The following is a 19,443-nucleotide window of genomic DNA, read 5'->3' on the forward strand; positions in this document are numbered from 1 at the left end:
AAATCGGGCGCGATTCTAGCGGGTGCGGCTTCGAACGTCAGTAGGGGGAAATACCGGCACGTCCGGCTCCAGCTCGATCGCGCCCGAAAAACGCGGTTTGTCCCCCCCGAAGGGGGGCATACCGGCGCAGTGTAAATCAGTAACTTTGTCTCTGCTTTCTTCAATCGAGAGACAACGATCCAGATGACCAAACTGATCAAGGACATCCTGCCGCTCGGCGCAGGCATCGGCGAATTCACGAAGCTCGACTTCGGGATGGACGAGAGCGACTGGCGCGCGGCCGAAGGCAAGAGCGGCAATTACGTCATCGGCTGGTGGGAAGGCAAGGCGGGCTCGGTGGAGTTCCCGGAAACTGCCGCGGACGAGGCGGTGTGGCTCGTAGAGGGACGTATCGCGCTGACCGACGTCGAGGGCAATCGCAAGGAATTCACGCCGGGCCACGGCTATCTGCTGCCGGCCGGTTTCGCGGGCCGCTGGGAGACGATCGAGGACGCGAAGAAGTTCTACGTGCTGCTCGAGAAGTCGTGAGCGAGGAGCTGCCGCGTGTGCGCCGTCGTCGGTTCGACGCGGCCAGTGCGCGGCGGCGGCCGCAGTTGCAGCGTCGATCGAGCGCAAGCGGCGTCGGCCGCGTTTCGGGGGACGCCACGCATCGCGGTGTGCGGTGCACGCGCGTCGATCATCGGAAAGGGCGGGGAACATGGAAATGGAAGTCAACGAAGCAACACGGGCCGCACCGGCTCACGCGCCGGCCACGCGCCGGGCGCCGGTTACGCTGAGTGCGGCCGACGCGCTCGCGAACACGAAGCTGTTCCCGTACTGGCTCGACAACCCGGCCGCGCCGGCGGCGGAACCGGAACTCGTCGGCGACGTGACGGCCGACCTGCTGATCGTCGGCGGCGGCTTCACCGGACTGTGGGCGGCCGTGCAGGCGAAGGAACAGATGCCGCACCTGAACGTGGTGCTGATCGAGGCCGGCAAGGTGGCGCACGGCGCATCGGGCCGCGCGGGCGGGATCATCTCGACGTCGGTGATGCATGGGCTGCCGAACGCGGTGCGCGTGTTTCCGAACGACATCGCGCAACTCGAGGAATTCGGCCATCGCAACCTCGACGGTTTCGAGGACACGCTGAAGCGCTACGACATCGACGCCGACATCGAGTGGAACGGCGAGATGACGGTTGCGGTGGATCCCGAGCACGTCGCGCACCTGAAGGGCGACTACGACCTGCATCGCGAATACGGGCACGACGTCGTGCTGCTGAACCGCGAAGAAACGCTCGAGCAACTGAATTCGCCGCTGTTCGCGGGCGCGCTGTGGTCGCGCAACCGCAGCGGCATCGTGCATCCGGCGAAGCTCGCCTGGGGGCTCAAGCGGGCTGCGCTGCAACTCGGCGTGAAGCTGTACGAGAACACGCCGTTGACGACCGTGGCCGATGAAGGCAGCACCGTCTACGTGACGACGCCGAAGGGCAGCGTGCGCGCGCCGCGCGTCGTGTTCGGCAGCGGCACCGCGAAGGTCGGCATTGCCGACATCAATCGTCGCGTGATGCAGGTGCGCGACCACGTGCTCGCGACCGAGCCGCTCACCGACGAGCAGCTCGCGCGGATCGGCTGGCAGAACCGCCAGGGCGTGTACGACACGCGCACGCAGCTCAACTATTTCCGGCTGACGAAGCACAACAACATCATCTTCGGCGGGCTCGTCAGCTATCACTTCGACGGCGATCCGGAGCCGCATCAGGACGGCCGGCGCGAAACCTACTACCGGCTCGCGGAAGCGTTCTACCGCACGTTCCCGCAGTTGGGCGACGTGCGCTTCTCGCATGCGTGGGGCGGCCCGATCGACTATTGCTCGCGCGGCTCGGTGTTCGCGAAGCGCTATCTCGGCGGCAAGGCCGTGTTCGTCGCCGGCTATACGGGCTTCGGCGTCGCGGCGAGCCGGTTCGGCGCGTTCATGGGGCTGAACATCCTGTTCGATCGCGACAGTCCGGAGCGCAAGCTCGACATCGCGAACCAGAGCCCGAGCTACATCCCGCCCGAGCCGGTGCGCTGGGTCGCCGCGAAGATCACGTTCCACGCGTTCGACGGCGCGGATGCCGAAGGCGGCTGGAAGCGCGCGTGGATCAACGGGATCAAGGCGATGGGCTTCCCGATGTAAGCGACGGTCGTCGGTGAACGACGAGTATGGCGTGTGCCGTTGCCGATGGCGGCGCGCGTCCGGTCCGGTCCATCGGCGAGCGCGGCCGGGTATCGCGCCGGCCCGACAACGCGCGCATGCGCAGCGGTTTGAAGCATGTTCTCGAATACCACCGATCTCGACCTCCGGCTCATCCGGGTCTTTCTGGCCGTCGTCGACGCGCGCGGCATCACCGCCGCCGAAGCGTCGCTCGGCGTGCGGCAATCGACGATCAGCACGCAGCTGTCCGCACTCGAAGCCCGCGTCGGCTTCAAACTGTGCGATCGCGGCCGCGGCGGCTTTCGGTTGACGTCGAAGGGCGAACGGTTCGCGGCCACCGCGCGCACGCTGGTCGCCGCGACGTCCGAGTTCGTTGCACGCGTGCGCGACATCGACCGCAAGCTGGTCGGCACGCTGTCGATCGGCCTGATCGGCCAGGCGCCGCTGGTCGAGAACGCCCGCGTGGCCGACGCGATCGGCGCGTTCCGCAAGCGCGACCAGGCCGTCACGTTCGCGATGAAGGTTGCGTCGCCGCAGGAGCTGGAGGAAAGCCTCGTCAACAATCAGCTCGATCTCGCGATCGGCTACTTCTGGCATCGCGTGCCGGGCCTCGACTACACGCCGCTGTTTACCGAGGAGCAGGTGATCTACTGCGGCCGCGGGCATCCGCTTTTTCATGCGGCGCGCCCGGTGTCGGCGGACGACCTCCAGGCGCACGACTGGGTTTGGCGCACGTATCCGGTGCCGGAGGAGCAGTATCCGCTGCCGGAGCGGCGCGTGACCGCGAGCGCGGACAGCATCGAAGCCGCGACGATCCTGATCCTGTCGGGCGGGCATCTCGGCTACCTGCCCGCACACTACGCGGAGCCGTTCGAACAGCGCGGCCTCGTGAAGGCCGTCGGGCGCGACACGTTCAGTTTCGACGTACCGCTGCATCTCGCGATGAAGCGCAGTACGAACGGCAAGCCGATCGTCGACGCGTTCCGCGAGGACCTGCTGCGCGCGTTCAACGTCAAGACGGCGGCGCTCGCCGCGTAGCGCGGCGCGGCGCACTGCGTTGCGACGCGCGGGCGGTGAGCGGTGAGCCATGCGCGGCGCTGTCGGTCTATCGGCCGCGCGGCTTACACGGCTGTGCGTTCGTCGCGATATCCGTTCTTGCCGTCGAAGATCTCCTTCAGTGCGGCGCGCAGTACCACCGGATCGTGGTCGCCGGGTGCGAGATGGATCACGTAACGCGTGTTGCCGTCGAGCCGCGCGGCGGTGCGTTCATCGAGTTCGACTTCGAGCGTGTTGCCCGTCAGCCGCACCGACAGATCCTGCACGTGCGCGGTGAGCTGGTCGCGCACCATCACCTCGATCGTCGAGTCGTCCGGAAAGCGCAGCAGCGAGAAGCAATAGTCTTGCTTTGGATCGTGGCAATAGATGTTCGCGCAACTTTCGTCGTCGTCGACGTCGAACGTTGCAGCACCGACGGTCGCGTGTAGTTCCATGATGTTTCTCTCGATGTGGGTTATCGGGGCGGCGCGGGCCCCGCTTCGACATGACGATGCGCGTCGCGCGCTGCGGACCCGGCCGAAACGCGCGCGCGACGCGGACGGCCCGCCGCAGCCGGTTGTCGCGCGCCGTGCGCGTTCGTCGCGTGCCCGACGCGCAGCTCGCGATTCTCAGCGCGTCAGCGTCACGAACAGATAACCGGCATACCCGGCGCCGTTCGCGAGCAGCGCCCAGATCGCCAGCCCGCGCGCACGCGCATTGACGCGCAGCCAGACCGCCGCGGCGAGCGTGATGACCACGCCGGTCAACACTTCCGGGCGCGGCTCCCACGGCGTCAGCATGATGCCGATCGCCGGCAGCAGCGTGCCCTGGAATACCATCGCGCCGGTGATGTTGCCGAACGCGAGCGTGTCCTTCCGACGGCGGATCCACAGCACGCTGTTGACCTTCTCCGGCAACTCCGTCGCGATCGGCACGATGATCAGCGACAGCAGCAGCGCCGAGATGCCGAGCAGATGCGACACGCCCTCGACGCCGTGAATGAAGCCCTTCGCACCGCCGACGAGCAGCGCGACGCCGATTGCGAGCTGCAGCGCAATGGTCGCAAGGTTCGTCGGCAGCCCGACGCGTGACAGGAACATCGCGTGCGGCGCTTCGGTGCCGTGCCCGGCATCGACGAGTTGCGTCGACGCGCGGAACGTCATCACGACGTACAGCGCGTAGATGCCGACGAGCATCGCGGCGAGCAGCGCGCGGACGGCCCACACGTGATGCGGGACGAACATCGCGATCGTCGCGAGTGCGAACGCGGCGATGAAGTAGTTCAGGTCGCGCACGAAGCCGGTGCGCTCGGGCGCAATCGTACCGCCGAGCCCGCGCGAGCCGATCACCGCGAGCGTCATCAGGAAGGTGGTCAACGTCGCGAGCATCAGCGGCGCGCCGAGAATCGCGCCGACACCGATTTCCTCGTTCACGGCCGCGTTCGACGTGCCGCCCGCGAGCGCGAGCAGCGGCACCATCGTTTCGGGCAGCGCGGTGCCGACCGCCGCGAACAGCGAACCGGTCACGCCTTCGGAGATCTTCAGCCGTTCACCGAGATGTTCGAGCGCATTGGTGAAGAGTTCGGCGGCGACCAGGATGACGAGCAGCATGAACGCCAGTTCGACGAGCATCAACGTCATGCGGCACCTCCGCAGGCGCGTGCGCGGGCGATCGTGGAAGTCGCGAAACGGGAAGGGAAGGCAACGGGATACATGGGGACTCCGTGGTCGGACGTTGACGAACCATGACGCATCTGCCGACGTCCGACCAGGAACGACGCGATGCGTCGATGGTCTCGCCAGACCGATTCGGCCGAACGCGCCACGGCCGCAGGCCGAGTGTGTTGACGCGTTCGCTTTCCGGGGAAGGAAAGCAGGCTACTCCCCAAAGACGAACGGCAGTCTAGCGGAGGCGGCTGCTTTCGGCAAGCCTGCGGGCGCGGCGGCCGGTGCGGCGGAGCAACCGGCGCGTCGGCGCTTCACGATGCGATGCGGCGGCGGGCCGGCAGCGCGGCTGCCGAAGCGCGCGCCCGAACGCGCGCACCGGGGAGCGCATCGGGAGCGCACCGGGAGCGCACCGAAATACGCACCGAAGAACGCACCGGACAGCGCACCGGCGAGCGCGAACGGCGGATCGCAAAAACGGCAGAGCAAATTACATACCCCTATCTTTTGGTTACTAACAACTGTCACCGAACGCCGTTAAGCTTTCGCCATCCTCACAACCGGGATTCCCCGTCATGCGCTCGACAATCCGCCTGTTTGCCCCGCTATTGCTGCTGCCCATGCTGACCGATCCGGCCTTCGCCGCCACGGCCGCCCCCGTCAGCCCGAACTGCGGCGGCAGCACGACGCCGATCGCCGACATTCAGGGGCCGGGCGCGACGTCGCCGCTCGCCGGGCAGAACGTATCGATCGAAGCGGTCGTCACCGCCGACTTCGGCGGCACCGACGGCTTCGGCGGCTTCTTCGTCCAGCAGGCCGATGCGCAGCGCCGCAATCAGCCGGGCGTGTCCGAAGGGCTGTTCGTCTATGCGCCGAAAACGCGCGCGCAGGCCGGCGATCTCGTGCACGTGACGGGCAAGGTCGAGGAGAAATACGGGCAGACGCAGCTCACGCTGGCCGGCGCGATCGCGGTGTGCGCGAACGGGCAGACGGTCACGCCGGCGACGCTCACGCTGCCGGTCGACAGCCCCGCCACGTTCGCCGCGTATGAGGGGATGCGAGTGCGCCTGCCGCAGACGCTGACCGTCACCGAGAACTACGAGCTCGGCCGCTACGGCAGCGTGATGCTGAGCAACGGCCGCCTGCGCACACCGACGAGCGTGGCGCCGCCGTCGCAGGCGCAAGCGCAGATCGAAGCGAACGCACGCAACCGGCTGATCCTCGACGACGGATCCAACAAGCAGAACCCGGCGAGCGTCCCGTATCCGGCGCCGGGACTGTCGGCTGCGAACACGCTGCGCTCGGGTTATACGGTGCGCGACGTCGAAGGCGTGCTCGAAGTGCGGTACGGCGCCTGGCGCGTGCAGCCGCTGCCGGGCGCGGCCGCGCCGGCGTTCGACACGCGTTCGAACCCGCGCACCAATGCGCCGGCGCGCGATCCGAAAGCGAATCTGCGCGTCGCATCGTTCAACGTGCTCAACTACTTCAACGGCAACGGGCTCGGCGGCGGCTTCGACGATCCGAACAACCGCGGTGCGAAGAATTACCAGGAATTCCAGCGTCAGGAAGCAAAGATCGTCAGCGCGCTGAAGGGGTTGAACGCGGACGTGATCGGCCTGATGGAAATCCAGAACAACGGCTACGGCGAACTCGGCGCGGTGCGTCAGCTCGCGGCAAAGCTGGGCAGTCATTGGCGCGTCGTCGATCCGGGCACGTCGCGGCTGGGCGGCGATGCGATCGCGGTCGCGATGATCTACGACAGCCGGACGGTCGAGCCGGTCGGCCGCGCGGCAACGCTCGCGATCGACGACAAGAACCGCCAGCCGCTCGCGCAATCGTTCCGCCGCATCGGCGGCAAGCAGGCGCTGACGATCGCGGTCAACCACCTCAAGTCGAAGAACTGCCCGGACGCGGCAAACGACGATCTCGACCAGGGCGACGGCCAGGGCTGCTGGAACCCGACGCGCACGCGTGCGGCCGCGAAGCTGGCGGACTGGCTCGCGGTTGCGCCGACAGGCGTCGCGGGGCAGGGCACGCTGCTGATCGGCGATTTCAACAGCTACACGTTTGAAGACCCGATCCGCCTGCTCGAATCGCGCGGCTACCGCAATCTCGTCGCGCGCTGGATCGGCGCGAACGCGTACAGCTACGTGTACAACGGCGAAGCCGGCTATCTCGATCACGCGCTCGCATCGCTGCCGCTCGCGTCGCACGTGAAGGCCGTGCACGAATGGCACATCAACGCGGACGAACCGCTCGCGCTGCAGTACACGCTCGCGTACAAGTCGGCCGAGCAGCAGAAGACGTACTACGCGCCGGATGCGTATCGGTCGTCGGATCACGATCCGGTGCTGATCGATATCGCGCTGCCGGGCGGCGGGCGCTGAGCGCCGCAAGCTGGAGCCGTTGAAGTGCGGCGTGCGGCGTCAGCCGCATGTCGGCGCGTGAGCAGCGGCTTCGCCGCTCGCTCACGCGGCGTTTTCCGTTCTCTGCGCGAATAGCGATAGCGCGCCGATTCGCGATTGTCGCAATGCAGTCCGCACTGCGGGGTACGAATCGGCGCGTATTCATTGCGAATAACGGTGTAGTCGTCGTCAGTGCGCATTTGGCGCAGATAGCGTACCCATTCCGGCGTTGTGTAAATAATTCCGCCGAGTATTGAGCGGCCCGTTTGAATCGGTATTTTATGGATCGTGCCGGCTTTATTCGACGATTCGCGCTAATCGATTCAGGATAATTAAAATGAAAGAAAAATCCTGTCGTTTTGAAGGGATTCTGCGCGCGAACTACCCGACTCCGTAAATCGCCACGCCATACGGTCTCAAGCGCCAGTCTCGGATACGAAACGGCCTGTGCCGCGCCGGCGATGCGCTCAATCTGATTGTCTTTCAGAATCCAGACACTGCGCCCCATTTGCATTATCGAAGATTTTTTAATACCGGAATGATCTTTGACAACGCGGCGCAGCACCGCCTATTTTTGTCATGTCGTAAATTTCCGTAATACAAAAGTCGTTGGAACTGCAAGGGGGCGGCGTTCTCGCATCATTCTCCGCCAGCAGTTTGCTGTGTTCTGTATCAAGTTCAGTCTCTCGAAGTAGTCCAATTCCCGATCGCCGTCTGCCGACCGTGCAACGCGAGTGGCGGGTACGCCTGCGCGTTTTTCGGCGGTGGTGGCGGCCAGTGTGAAGCGGTATCCGACCCAACACGAAGGACAGAGATGAAACCAGACAGGAGCAGTGCCGGCATCCGCCGCGGGCGTCGCGGCCGGCTGACCGGGCTAGGCGCATTGACCGCGATGACACTCGCGCTCGCGGGCTGTGGCGGCGACGATTCGTCGTCGGTGGGCGCATCGAGCGTCGCGCAGGCCACCGCGAGCCAGCAGGCCAGCGCGCAACAGGCGGCCGCCAATCAGACGCCGGCGTCCAACCAGCCTTACGTCGACCCGGTCGCGTATTCGATGAACGCGACTGACGGCCTCGCGCCCGCGCAGGTATCCGAGAAGGCGGCGGTGATGCATTACCAGTGGAAGTCCGGCGGCACGACGGTCAACTACACGACGACCACCGGCCACCTGACCGCGCAGGACGCGAACGGCAACGCGGAAGCATCGATGTCCTACGTCGCGTACACCGCGCCGAGCACGAACGGCAAGCCGCGGCCCGTCACGTTCGTCTATAACGGCGGCCCCGGTTCGTCGTCGATCTGGTTGCGGCTCGGCTCGTTCGCGCCGACGCGCGTCGCGACGCCCGATCCGCTGTTCGGCAGCAACTGGCCGAACTATCCGCTCGTCGACAACGCGGAAAGCCTGATCGATACGACCGATCTCGTGTTCATCGACCCGCCCGGCACCGGGCTGTCGGAAGCCGTGTTGCCGAACACGAACCAGAAGTACTGGAGTTCGGACGCGGACGTGAACATCATGCGCGACTTCATTCAGCGCTACCTGAACGTGAACGGCCGTGGGTCGTCGCCGATCTACCTGTACGGCGAATCGTACGGCACGCCGCGTACCGACATGCTCGCGCTCGCGCTCGAATCGGCCGGTGTGCACCTGACGGGGATCGTGCTGCAGTCCGCGATCCTTAACTACTTCGCGGATGCGGTGGAAGCGGTCGCGATCACGCAGTCGACCGAAGGGTTGCTGCTCGACACCGATACCGTGGCCGGCTATCTGCCGGGCTACGCGGCCGTCGCCGAGTACTTCAACCAGGTGTCGCCGGCGCCGGTCAACCCGTATCTGTACGCGCTGCAGACGGAACTGTTCACGACGCTGATCTACAACCAGCTGCAGCGATACTCGCAATCGTGGGTGCTGAGCCAGCTCGGCATTCCGGATGCGCTCGGCACGCCGGTGTTCCCGAGCGATGCGACGCTGAGGCTGTGGTCGGTGCCGTCGAGCCTGACGCTGCAGGCGCTGCGCGGCTACTTCAACGCGAATCCGTTCGGCACGAGCCTGCTGCCGGGCACCACGATCGGCCGTTACGACGGACGCGTGTCGTTGCCGAATTCGGACCCGCGGCTGCAGACGGACGGCGACCCGTCGGACATCCTGATCTCGCAGCCGTTCACGAACGCGCTTGCGACGCAGATGCCCGACTACCTCGGTTACACCGCGCCGAACGCGACCTACCTGCCATTGAACGACAACATCATCGAGGTGTGGGACTTCTCGCATGACGGCCAGCCGATGCCCGACACGATCCCCGATCTGCTCGGTGCGCTGCAGCTGAATCCGAAGCTCCACGTGCTCGCGGAGAACGGGCTGCACGACCTCGCGACGCCGTTCTTCAATACCGAGAAGCAGCTCGCGCGTCTGCAGACGGTGAAGGGGCTGAACCCGAAGCTGCAGGTGAACTTCTTCCAGGGCGGGCACATGACGTATCTGGATGACGTCGCCCGTCCGCAGATGAAGCGCGACCTGACGCTGTTCTATCAGGGCGGGCGGATTCCGACCGCGCTGACGCTGCGCACGCTGCCGCCGCCGTGGCCGGACGAGAACCCGGCCGGCACGCCGACCGGCAGCACGCCGGGCGGCACGGCCGCGACGACGCTGGCGGTCGCACCTTGAGCAACGCACGCGTTGCGCCAAGGGAACCCTCTATTCATCCATTGAATGCGAGCGATCATGTCTCTACTCAACTTGATGCGGCATATGTCTTTGTCGATCGTCGTCGGTGCAGTGACGAGCAGCGCCTACGCGCTGCCGCCGCAGGCGGTCGCGCCGGTGAAGCTGCCGCACGGCGCGCACGGCGTCGACGGTCCGTTCTTTCCTTCGACCCGCGCGGCGCCGGTGCTGCCGTCGACCGGCGCGACGCTGCAGCAGCAGGCGCAAAAGCGGATCGATGCGCGGCTCGGCGGCAACACGGTGCTGAGCAACGGCGCGGCGGTGACGAAGGCGCAGGCGCAGAGCAGCGGGCTCGGGTTCGTCGCGAAGCACTTCGACGAGATCGATGCGAAACACACCGGTCGCGTAACGATGAGCGACGTGCGGCAGTTCATCCAGCAGCGGCAGGTGCAGGCGCAACAGGAACAGCAGGACCAGCAGGAGTGAGGGTGTAGTGCGGTCGCATGCTGGCCGCCGGGACGGCGCCGAACGTGGCGCCGTCCGCCAGAATTGCCGAGCAGAACGGCATCGACACGGACGGCGCCCGGAAAGTCATCATGGATTCGCCCGGCGGCATTCCTCTTGGCCGGCCGTGCTTTCCGGGGAAGTGGCATAACCCACCGGTCTCCTTGTCTCCGCACGGGGCCAGCGCCATCATCGGCGCCGAGTACGCCATCGACGGCCGAACCGTTCCAACGGCGTGATCCAAGCCGCTTGTCCGTGGGCGTTGGCGCGCTTCGACATAGGCGAAGCCCGTTTCTCGGATAGCTGTTCGCGGCGCTGCTTGAGGGTGCACGGCAAGCTCAGCCGCCGCGATTGCTTAGTTTTGCGTGAGCGGATTCAGCGTTGTGCACAGGAAACCCGTGCAGTTGCTGGCCTCGAAGTAGAAAGATGCCGTCGGCGACGGCATGCCGAGAGCGAGATCGCCTAAATACGCATTGCCCTGCGCACCGAACGTATTCAACTGCTGGACGAAGCTCGCGCCGGTCGCCTGGACCGCGGCCGACTGGTACGTGAAAGTCGCCGACTGAGTTTGGTCCTTCATGTAGATCCACGAGAGATTAATCGCGCCAGTCGGTTGCAAAGGGCCGAACTGCATCTTGCCCTTCGATCGATAGCCCTTCGCCCCCTCGCTGTTGGCCTGCGTGATGAAGTCCCCGACGGTCGACGTCGGTATCACTGCATCGTATGTGTAGGTCGCGTTCGACGCGTTGTTCTTCATGTACACGTTCGCCTGTTCCGATCCCGCGACCATCGGGCCCAGGAACCAGTAGCCCGACTGCCCCTCGGCGTTCGCCTGCGCGACGAACGCGTCCGGGTTCGTCGACAGGTCCGCTGTCGTGTATGAGTAGGTGGCCGACGAGCCGCTGTCCTTGCGATAGAGATAACCGTACGTGAGCGGCCCTTCGAACCGGTAGCCGCTCGTGCCTTGTGCGTTGGCCTGGCTGACAAAGCCCGTCATGGTGGTCGGCGTCGGCTGCAACTGGTAGGTGTATATCTGCGCGGCGCCGTCGTTTACGAAGATCGATTGCGAGCCGCCATTGCCGGCGTCGTAGAAGGAGTCGCCGAGGTAGCGATAGCCCTTTGCGCCTTCGTTGTTGATCAGCGTCAGGAAGCTCGCCTGATCCGCCGCACTGGGCAGGGCATCGTAGCGCAGCGTCAGCGTACTGTTGCCGGAGCCGTCGCTACCTCCGATGCGCCCGGTGTTGGTGGACTCTGCTACGTTCCCGGGCTGCGCCGGGGAAGAGGAACTATCGTCGCCCCCGCAAGCGGTCAGTGCCAGACAGCTCAACACGATCAATGCAATGGTTCTCACGGGGATCACCTTTTTATGAACAGGGCGGCACCGGTGCGTGCGGCACAGCGATGCTTGCACTCGCAGCGCATGCGAAAGAGACGGCTTCACAAGGGTCGTGGGGCTGCAACTTTCGTTGCTCGCATAATCCAGGGCATTGAAGCGACCGAGACCGGGTAGTGCGCCACGCCGATCGCGGTTACGGCGTCCAACGACCTTTGCGAATCGATCTCCAAGATTACAGCGACCGACCAGGCTGCGTGGTCAAAGACTGTTAGATGTCAGTGCCGAGTGAGGCTGATCTGGCCCCGCAGACCCATACATTGCACGGAACCGTGGAGGCTGATGCCGTAGAGGAAAAAAACGGTCACGACTTCGGGAAAAGTCGTCAACTCGCGCACCGACCGGCTCGTCAGTGGAAGACTCTGAACGATCCTGAAGCGGCCATCCGCAATCGCATGGCCGCTTCGCGGAGTATGGCGGCCCGCGAGTGCATTGGGCTTCGGTTGTCAAAGTTGTCCCCGTTAATGTCCCGATGTGACCGCGGAGCTGTCGGCCGGTGTTTTAAAAGGCGCTCTTTATAACGCCTCCATCGGCTCGCAACGCGGCTCCCGTCGTGGCCGACGAAAGCGGACTGGCGATATAGGCCACGAGCGACGCAACCTCCTGCGGTGAGCCAAATCGCTTGATGAGCGATGTGGGGCGGACCTTCTCGAAGAACTCCCGTTCGAACGCTTCAAACGATTTGCCGTCGGCGCTTGCAAGCGCCTCCACGAACTCGCCCACGCCACGCGATTTCGTCGGCCCCGGCAGCACGCTATTGACCGTAATGCCAGTGCCGGCAACGGCTTCCGCGAGCCCGCGCGATACGGCAATCTGCGCGGCTTTCGTCATCCCATAGTGGATCATTTCCGCTGGAATCTGCACGCCGCTTTCGCTCGAAATGAAGATGATGCGCCCCCAGTTGGCACGCTTCATCGCAGGCAGAAACAGGCGAGCGAGGCGTACGCCGCTCAACACGTTGACGTCGAAGAAACGCGACCAGTCGGCATCGGCGATCTCCTCAAATGGCTTGGGCTCGAAGATACCCAGGTTGTTGACCAGGATTTCCACGTCCGGATAACGCGTTGCGAGTTCATCGGCCGCCGCCGCGGTGGCGAGATCGCCCGCAAAACCCGTTACGTCGCTGCCCGTCTCGGCTTTCAGTTGCGCGACCACGTCATCCACTGATGACTGGGAGCGGCCATTCACGATCACGCGCGCGCCTTCCTGCGCCAACGTCCTGGCGATAGCGTAGCCAATGCCGGCGGTGCTGCCGCTGACCAATGCGAGCTTGCCTTGCAGATTCAGGTCCATGAGTCATTTCCTTTGCATGAGTGAGGTAGAACTGGCGGCATCGGCAGGTAGAAGCCGGATGCCGACAAAGAGCGATCAGGTCCGGGTAATGGACGCGCCACCGTCAACAAGTGATGCCGTACCGGTCACGAATGACGAATCGTCGGAAGCGAGATACAGCACCGACCGGGCAAGCTCTTCCGGCTTTGCAACGCGCTTGAGCGCATGCAGCCCCGTGACGAACGCCTGGGATTCGTGGGTGTCGTTCATGCCGCGATACATGTCCGTGTCGACCGCGCCCGGCAATACCGCGTTCACGCGCACGCCTTGCGCGCCGTATTCGGCAGCCAGTGCCTGCGTCAAGCCGATCAGGCCGGCCTTGCTGGCCGCGTAGGCCGCGGTGCCCGGAAACGCGAACGAGTAACCGACGAACGTCGACGTGAAGATGATCGATCCCCCACCTTGCTTCACCATTTCCGGAATCTGATGTTTCGCGCCAAGGAAGGCGCTCGTCAGATTGGTCGACAGCGCAGCATTCCAGCCTGCTTCGGAAATACCGGTGCTCGGTCCCATCTCGCCGAGCGTACCGGCGTTGTTGTAGGCAATGTCCAGGCGGCCGAAGCGGCTCACCGCGAGCGCGACCAGCGCCTTCGCGAAGTCCTCCGATTGCACGTCACCCGCCAGATACGCGGCTTCGCCGCCTTCGCTGACGATCTCAGCGGCGAGTGTTTCGAGTTCTGTCGCGCGCCGCGCTGCGATGACCACCTTGGCGCCTTCCTTCGCGAAGAGCGTTGCCGTAGCACGCCCAATCCCTGCGCTGGCGCCCGTGACGATGGCGACTTTTCCTTTCAAGCGTTGCATTTTCAATCTCCTGATGCACTTCGTCGGCCAGTGCCCCATGCATTGGCGCGTTGAAAGCAATATAGGCCTCAGTTTTGATTGTAGAAAGCGCTAAAATGTGCTTATATCATTCAGCTTTTGTGAATGAATCGAGGTACTGATGGATCGCCTGCGCGCCTTCGAGGTTTTCGTGACGGTGGTGAGCCGTGGGGGCTTCGCGCGCGCCGCGGATGCGCTCGGCACGTCTCCCGCCAATGTCACACGTTACGTAAATGAACTGGAGGCGTATCTGGGCACGCGCTTGCTGAATCGCTCGTCGCGTACGCTTTCTCTTACCGAGGGCGGCGAGACGCTTTACGCCCGTTGCAAGTCGATCCTCGACGATGTCGCCGAGACAGAGGGGCTGGTCTCGTCGGCGTCGGTCGAGCCGCGCGGGCGGCTGCGCATCAACGCCCCCGTGAGCTTCGGTATTTTGTATCTGGCACCGTTGTGGCCCGAGTTCATGCGGAAATACCCGGGAGTCGAACTCGACGTCGGACTGATTGACCGCGTCGTCGATATCGTGGACGAAGGCTACGATCTCGCCATTCGCATCTCACGCGCCGGTTCGACCAGTCATGCGGCCCGCAAGCTGGCGACGTCGCAAAACATTCTGTGTGCATCGCCGGCCTATCTGGCTCGCTTCGGCGTTCCGGCATCCCCGGCGGAGCTGGCCGGGCACCGCTGTATCGGCTACACGTATGCTGCTACGGGCGACGACTGGCAACTGATCGACGCGCGCGGCAAGCTTCACTCGGTGAAGGTCGACTGTCACATGCATACCAACAACGGCGATACGGCACGCACAGCCGCCCTCGCCGGGCACGGCTTGATCTGGCAGCCCACTTTCCTGATCGGCAACGATCTCCGCGCTGGCCGGCTCGTTCATGTTATGCCCGAGTACCGCTTGCCGGATATCGACATACTCGCACTGTATCCGAGCCGTCGGCATCTGAGTGCCAGAGTGCGCGTCATGATCGATTACCTGGTCGATGCGTTCGGTGGCGTGCCTCCTTGGGACCGAGGTGACGGAAACTGGCCAGGCGCCGCATCGGTGACGAATTGACGTTCATCAAGAACATGCGTCCGCCCTGTTCGCGCATTCAGGTTCGGTGAGAGCGCGATCCTTCCGCACCGTGGCGCACAAACATTCTGGTGACTGGGGCAAGCCGTTGACTCTGCCTGGGACCGATTTCGAAATGCCCACAGTATCCGGATGCGGAGTTCGCGCGAAAGTCTGCCTTCTCGGCGCAGGCGAAGCTTGGATCCCTATGCGAGGGAACCGGCCGACTTCCGCAATTGGCCGACCGCCGACGTTCCTCCCCCGCCCCGTACGTCCACGAAGAACCATTTTGTTTGCCCATCCGCGGCGCGATGCGTCCTAGCGGAATGTCGTAATCCTTCTATCTGAACGAACCCGCGTCTGCTGGAATGGCAACGGCGAATAACCGTTCGGCCGGCATCGCGGGGCGGCATGGTTGTCGATGTCATCCATCACTCTCTTTCGATCAATCATCATGTTCAATCGCTCTACCAGCACCATCGCGAACGTCGATCCCGAACTCTTTGCAGCGATCGAGCAGGAAAACCGCCGCCAGGAAGATCACATCGAGCTGATCGCGTCGGAGAACTACACGAGCCCGGCCGTGATGGCCGCACAGGGCTCGCAGCTCACGAACAAGTACGCGGAAGGTTACCCGGGCAAGCGCTACTACGGGGGCTGCGAATACGTCGACGTGGTCGAGCAGCTGGCGATCGACCGTGTGAAGCAGCTGTTCGGCGCGGAAGCGGCGAACGTGCAGCCGAACTCGGGTTCGCAGGCGAACCAGGGCGTGTTCTTCGCGATGCTCAAGCCGGGCGACACGATCATGGGCATGAGCCTCGCGCACGGCGGCCACCTGACGCACGGCTCGCCGGTGAACATGTCGGGCAAGTGGTTCAACGTCGTCAGCTACGGGCTGAACGAAAACGAAGACATCGACTACGACGCGGCCGAGAAGCTGGCGAACGAGCACAAGCCGAAGCTGATTGTCGCGGGCGCATCGGCGTTCGCGCTGAAGATCGATTTCGAGCGTCTGGCGAAGATTGCGAAGTCGGTGGGCGCGTACCTGATGGTCGACATGGCGCACTACGCGGGGCTGATCGCGGCGGGCGTGTATCCGAACCCGGTGCCGCACGCCGACTTCGTGACGACGACGACGCACAAGAGCCTGCGCGGCCCGCGCGGCGGCGTGATCCTGATGAAGGCGGAGTACGAGAAGCCGATCAATTCGGCGATCTTCCCGGGTATCCAGGGCGGCCCGCTGATGCACGTGATCGCGGCGAAGGCCGTTGCGTTCAAGGAAGCGCTGTCGCCGGAGTTCAAGGCGTATCAGCAGAAGGTGGTCGAGAACGCACGCGTGCTGGCAGAAACGCTGGTCAAGCGCGGGCTGCGGATCGTGTCGGGCCGCACGGAAAGCCACGTGATGCTGGTCGACCTGCGCGCGAAGAACATCACGGGCAAGGCAGCGGAAGCGGCGCTCGGCGCCGCGCACATCACGGTGAACAAGAACGCGATCCCGAACGATCCGGAAAAGCCGTTCGTGACGAGCGGCATCCGCCTGGGTTCGCCGGCGATGACGACGCGCGGCTTCGGGCCGGCGGAAGCGGAGCAGGTCGGCAACCTGATTGCCGACGTGCTCGAGAACCCGGAAGACGCGGCGACGATCGAGCGCGTGCGCGCGCAGGTGGCCGAGCTGACCAAGCGTTTCCCGGTCTACGGTTAAGGCGCGGCAAGCGAATTCGGTCGGATTCAGCCTCCTGCGCGGTTGAACCTTTTGAAATCCGAAGCGATGCAAACAAATCCGGCTCGCAAGGTTCGGCGAGCCGGACTGTTTGTGTCGTCTCGCGGCGATATCGGATTTCGGCGGTGCGGTAAAACGGCGGATGCGTGCACCGTTCGGCGGCGCGCTTTGGCGGCTTGGGGTGTGCAACGAACGCCGAGGAGCCGGGAGGGCGCGACGCATGTCGACATGCCCCGCGCCGCAGGGCAAGCGCGCTGCTGCGCGGCATCGGTCGTATCGCGACGCATAATGCCGGATCGATCGATGCGTGCAGCGAACGCGGGCGGTGTTGCGTTACGCGAGTGTCAGGTTCACACCGTCTCGGCGCGTCGCGCCGTCAGCCGGTTCCACAGCATTCCAGAGCGGCTGCCGCTTCGACAATATGCGAGCACCGGCTTCGGCAACGCGTCGACCAGTGCGCCGAACGCGTCGACTTGCTCGTCGCCGATCCCGTCGCGTTCGACCGGCAGATAGCGTGCGTCGAGGCCGAGTTCGCGCGCGGCCGCCGCGATCTCGTCGAATGACGGCTGATCGGCGCTTTCTCCGTCCGGCCGATTGCAGATCACCGCGCGAAAGCCTGCATTGCGAATCGCTTTCAGCTCGGCCGGCGTAATCTGCCGCGACGCGGTGAATCCGGTGGCAGCCGACGCGCGGCATTGCTCGAGCGCGCGTTCGAAGCATGCAATCGCAAAATCGACGTCCTGCTCCGTCGTGAAGCGGCCGAAGCTCACGCGCACGGTGCGGCCGGCGGCTTCCGGATCGAGACCGATCGCGGTCAAAACGTGCGACGGCGCACCGCTCGTCGAATTGCAGGCGGACGTCGACGATACGGCGAGCGAATCGCCGAGCATGAACGGGAAAAAGCCCGGCGCGTCGACCGTGACGCTCAGCGTGTGCGGAATGCGGCGTGCGGTTGCCGCGTTGTGGGTGATGCTGCCGAGCGCGAGCAGCGCGTCCGTCAGCCGCTTGCTGAGCGCCGCGATCCGCACGGTTTCGCGCTCGAGCTTTTCGGCAGCGAGTTCGCACGCGGCGCCCATCCCGACGATCTGATGCGTCGCAAGCGTGCCCGAGCGCAGGCCGCGCTCGTGGCCGCCGCCGTGAATCTGCGGCGCGATCCGATCGGCAATTTCCCGGCGGACGAACAGCGCGCCGATGCCCTTGGGACCATAGACCTTGTGCGCGGACATCGACAGCAGGTCGATGCCGAGCGCGCGCACGTCGATCGGCGTCTTGCCGAGCGCCTGGGCGGCGTCGACGTGCAGCAGCGCGCCGGCCGCGTGCACGACGCGCGAGATCGCGCCGATGTCGGTCAGCGTACCGAGTTCGTTGTTGACGAGCATCAGCGATACGAGCCCCGTATCGGGGCGGATCGCCGCGGCTACCGCGTCGACGGTGATTTCGCCGTCGGCGGTGGGCGATACGAACGTCGTGGTCATCCCGCGCTTCGCGAGATGCGCCATCGTGTCGAGGATGGCCTTGTGTTCGATGCGGCTCGTGATCAGGTGACGCTTGTCGGTCGCCGTTTCCGCGTAGCCCTTGAGCGCGAGGTTGTTCGATTCGGTGGCGCCCGACGTCCAGACGATCTCGTCGGCATCCGCGCCGATCAGCGCGGCGACCTGCGCACGCGCGTGCTCGACCTTCTGCTTTGCGATCCGGCCCGCGGCGTGAGAACTGGAGGCGGGATTGCCGAAAATGCCATCGGCGCCGAGGCAGGCCGTCATCGCCTCGATCACGCCCGGGTCCGCCGGGGTCGTCGCTGCGTAGTCGAGGTAGTGCAGCGGGGTGGTATCGCTCATGTCCTTTCGTTGGCTCTTCTGTTCGTGACGGGGGAAATGATACGTGCAGAGGCGGGGAAAAAGGATCCAAAGTTGGCTGTGAAATTAGCTCGATGTGGAATAACGTTTTATCGAATCCGCATATGGGGGAATCTGCTTCCTCATGATCTCGCCCGCGTAACGGGCTTTGGTCATACGGAAAGCGGGGTGGGCGGGAGGGTTCGGTGGGCGCCCTCCGGCGAGCCGGTCGCGGCTACGGGTTGCGATCGCGCCGATTCGACAAGCGATGTGCGTCCTCGACCCATGCGTGCAGCGCTTGTTCATACTGGGCAGGGATCGTGATCGTCACCGTCGTCAGGCGCGTGACGTTGCCCGGCAGTTCGAGATACCGCTGCCACGCCTTGCGAACGAGCTGCGACATTGCGGAGCGGTTGATGCCCAGTTTTGCGGCCAGCTCGCGCTGTGGGCGCCCCTTCACGAAAATCTCGTGCAGCGCCCACTGGTTCAGCGGCTTGATCCGCGTGTCGTGCAGCCGCAGCAGTCGGAATTGCTCGGCGGTCATGCGTCGCGTCTTCAGCATTCAGCCTCGCACCGACGTCGGAAAGGATGAAATCAGCGTCGCTCCGCATGACGTCTCGTGGCCGTCGAATGCGGCGGCCTGGCCTTCGACGTTGAAGGCCGCATCGCCTGCGACGATCGTGCATGTACCGTGGATCGGGCACGAACACATGTCGCCGACGCGGGCGACCGCACGCCCCATGACCTTGCTGAGTTCGGCGCCGGACTCGACGCGGCCGCCGTGGGTGTGCCGGTCGCCTACCCGGATGATTCCTCGCATATGACGTGTCCTCTCGAA

General features: G+C 64.8%; 17 protein-coding genes and 1 riboswitch. Of the genes, 9 read left to right on the forward strand and 8 right to left on the reverse strand.

The window, feature by feature from the left end:
- Positions 1-183: 183 nt before the first annotated feature.
- The 3 genes from WK25_RS20255 (at position 184) to WK25_RS20265 (ending at position 3,214) form a co-directional block, all read left to right on the forward strand.
- Complete coding sequence (locus WK25_RS20255) at positions 184-528, forward strand: cupin domain-containing protein (RefSeq protein WP_040139089.1); 345 nt, start codon at positions 184-186, stop codon at positions 526-528.
- A gap of 169 nt (positions 529-697) precedes the next feature.
- Entirely contained in the window at positions 698-2,158 is a 1,461-nt protein-coding gene (locus tag WK25_RS20260; protein WP_069242560.1) for an NAD(P)/FAD-dependent oxidoreductase, read from the forward strand.
- A gap of 135 nt (positions 2,159-2,293) precedes the next feature.
- On the forward strand, positions 2,294-3,214 hold the full coding sequence (locus WK25_RS20265; RefSeq protein ID WP_040139091.1) for a LysR family transcriptional regulator: 921 nt from the start codon (positions 2,294-2,296) through the stop codon (positions 3,212-3,214).
- Positions 3,215-3,297: 83 nt separating this feature from the next.
- Here the strand turns inward: WK25_RS20265 and WK25_RS20270 are convergent, their stop codons facing one another.
- On the reverse strand, positions 3,298-3,666 hold the full coding sequence (locus tag WK25_RS20270; RefSeq protein ID WP_040139092.1) for a hypothetical protein: 369 nt from the start codon (positions 3,664-3,666) through the stop codon (positions 3,298-3,300).
- 174 nt (positions 3,667-3,840) lie between these two features.
- Entirely contained in the window at positions 3,841-4,851 is a 1,011-nt protein-coding gene (locus WK25_RS20275) for a sodium:calcium antiporter (RefSeq protein WP_040139093.1), read from the reverse strand.
- Between the two features lie 121 nt (positions 4,852-4,972).
- Positions 4,973-5,109: riboswitch (yybP-ykoY riboswitch) on the reverse strand.
- Positions 5,110-5,450: 341 nt separating this feature from the next.
- Between WK25_RS20275 and WK25_RS20280 the strand changes: the two genes are divergently transcribed.
- The 4 genes from WK25_RS20280 (at position 5,451) to WK25_RS20295 (ending at position 10,685) form a co-directional block, all read left to right on the forward strand.
- Entirely contained in the window at positions 5,451-7,262 is a 1,812-nt protein-coding gene (locus tag WK25_RS20280) for an ExeM/NucH family extracellular endonuclease (protein ID WP_069242561.1), read from the forward strand.
- Positions 7,263-8,094: 832 nt separating this feature from the next.
- The gene (locus tag WK25_RS20285) at positions 8,095-9,945 is read left to right on the forward strand and encodes a S10 family serine carboxypeptidase-like protein (RefSeq protein ID WP_069242562.1); all 1,851 of its coding nucleotides are present in this window, start codon (positions 8,095-8,097) and stop codon (positions 9,943-9,945) included.
- Between the two features lie 57 nt (positions 9,946-10,002).
- Positions 10,003-10,428 carry a 2-oxoglutarate dehydrogenase gene (locus WK25_RS20290; protein WP_226209188.1) on the forward strand — a complete coding sequence of 142 codons (426 nt, stop codon included), beginning with the start codon at positions 10,003-10,005 and terminating at the stop codon, positions 10,426-10,428.
- Positions 10,429-10,445: 17 nt separating this feature from the next.
- A complete protein-coding gene (locus WK25_RS20295; protein WP_069242564.1) occupies positions 10,446-10,685 on the forward strand; it encodes a hypothetical protein in 240 nt (79 codons plus the stop codon).
- Positions 10,686-10,801: 116 nt separating this feature from the next.
- On the opposite strand, the gene WK25_RS20300 is transcribed toward WK25_RS20295, so the two are convergent.
- The 3 genes from WK25_RS20300 to WK25_RS20310 all read right to left on the reverse strand — a co-directional run bounded on the left by WK25_RS20300 (position 10,802) and on the right by WK25_RS20310 (position 13,972).
- The gene (locus tag WK25_RS20300; protein ID WP_069242565.1) at positions 10,802-11,797 is read right to left on the reverse strand and encodes a hypothetical protein; all 996 of its coding nucleotides are present in this window, start codon (positions 11,795-11,797) and stop codon (positions 10,802-10,804) included.
- A gap of 543 nt (positions 11,798-12,340) precedes the next feature.
- On the reverse strand, positions 12,341-13,132 hold the full coding sequence (locus WK25_RS20305; protein ID WP_040139098.1) for an SDR family NAD(P)-dependent oxidoreductase: 792 nt from the start codon (positions 13,130-13,132) through the stop codon (positions 12,341-12,343).
- Positions 13,133-13,207: 75 nt separating this feature from the next.
- Positions 13,208-13,972, reverse strand: coding sequence for an SDR family oxidoreductase (locus WK25_RS20310; protein ID WP_040139099.1), 765 nt, complete (start codon positions 13,970-13,972; stop codon positions 13,208-13,210).
- A 139-nt stretch (positions 13,973-14,111) separates the two neighbouring features.
- On the opposite strand from WK25_RS20310, the gene WK25_RS20315 reads away from it, so the two are divergent.
- A complete protein-coding gene (locus tag WK25_RS20315; protein WP_059549052.1) occupies positions 14,112-15,056 on the forward strand; it encodes a LysR family transcriptional regulator in 945 nt (314 codons plus the stop codon).
- A 451-nt stretch (positions 15,057-15,507) separates the two neighbouring features.
- Positions 15,508-16,755 (forward strand): serine hydroxymethyltransferase, encoded by a 1,248-nt coding sequence (glyA, locus tag WK25_RS20320; protein ID WP_069242566.1) that lies wholly within the window; start codon positions 15,508-15,510, stop codon positions 16,753-16,755.
- A gap of 368 nt (positions 16,756-17,123) precedes the next feature.
- Here glyA and WK25_RS20325 read toward each other — a convergent pair whose 3' ends face one another.
- The 3 genes from WK25_RS20325 to WK25_RS20335 form a co-directional block, all read right to left on the reverse strand.
- Entirely contained in the window at positions 17,124-18,608 is a 1,485-nt protein-coding gene (locus tag WK25_RS20325; protein WP_069242567.1) for an aminotransferase class V-fold PLP-dependent enzyme, read from the reverse strand.
- Between the two features lie 232 nt (positions 18,609-18,840).
- A complete protein-coding gene (locus WK25_RS20330) occupies positions 18,841-19,149 on the reverse strand; it encodes a TrfB-related DNA-binding protein (protein ID WP_059546294.1) in 309 nt (102 codons plus the stop codon).
- An 18-nt stretch (positions 19,150-19,167) separates the two neighbouring features.
- The gene (locus tag WK25_RS20335) at positions 19,168-19,425 is read right to left on the reverse strand and encodes a PAAR domain-containing protein (RefSeq protein WP_069242568.1); all 258 of its coding nucleotides are present in this window, start codon (positions 19,423-19,425) and stop codon (positions 19,168-19,170) included.
- Between the last annotated feature and the right edge of the window lie 18 nt (positions 19,426-19,443).

Origin of the sequence: Burkholderia latens (assembly GCF_001718795.1) — a bacterium.
Taxonomy (GTDB): domain Bacteria; phylum Pseudomonadota; class Gammaproteobacteria; order Burkholderiales; family Burkholderiaceae; genus Burkholderia; species Burkholderia latens_A.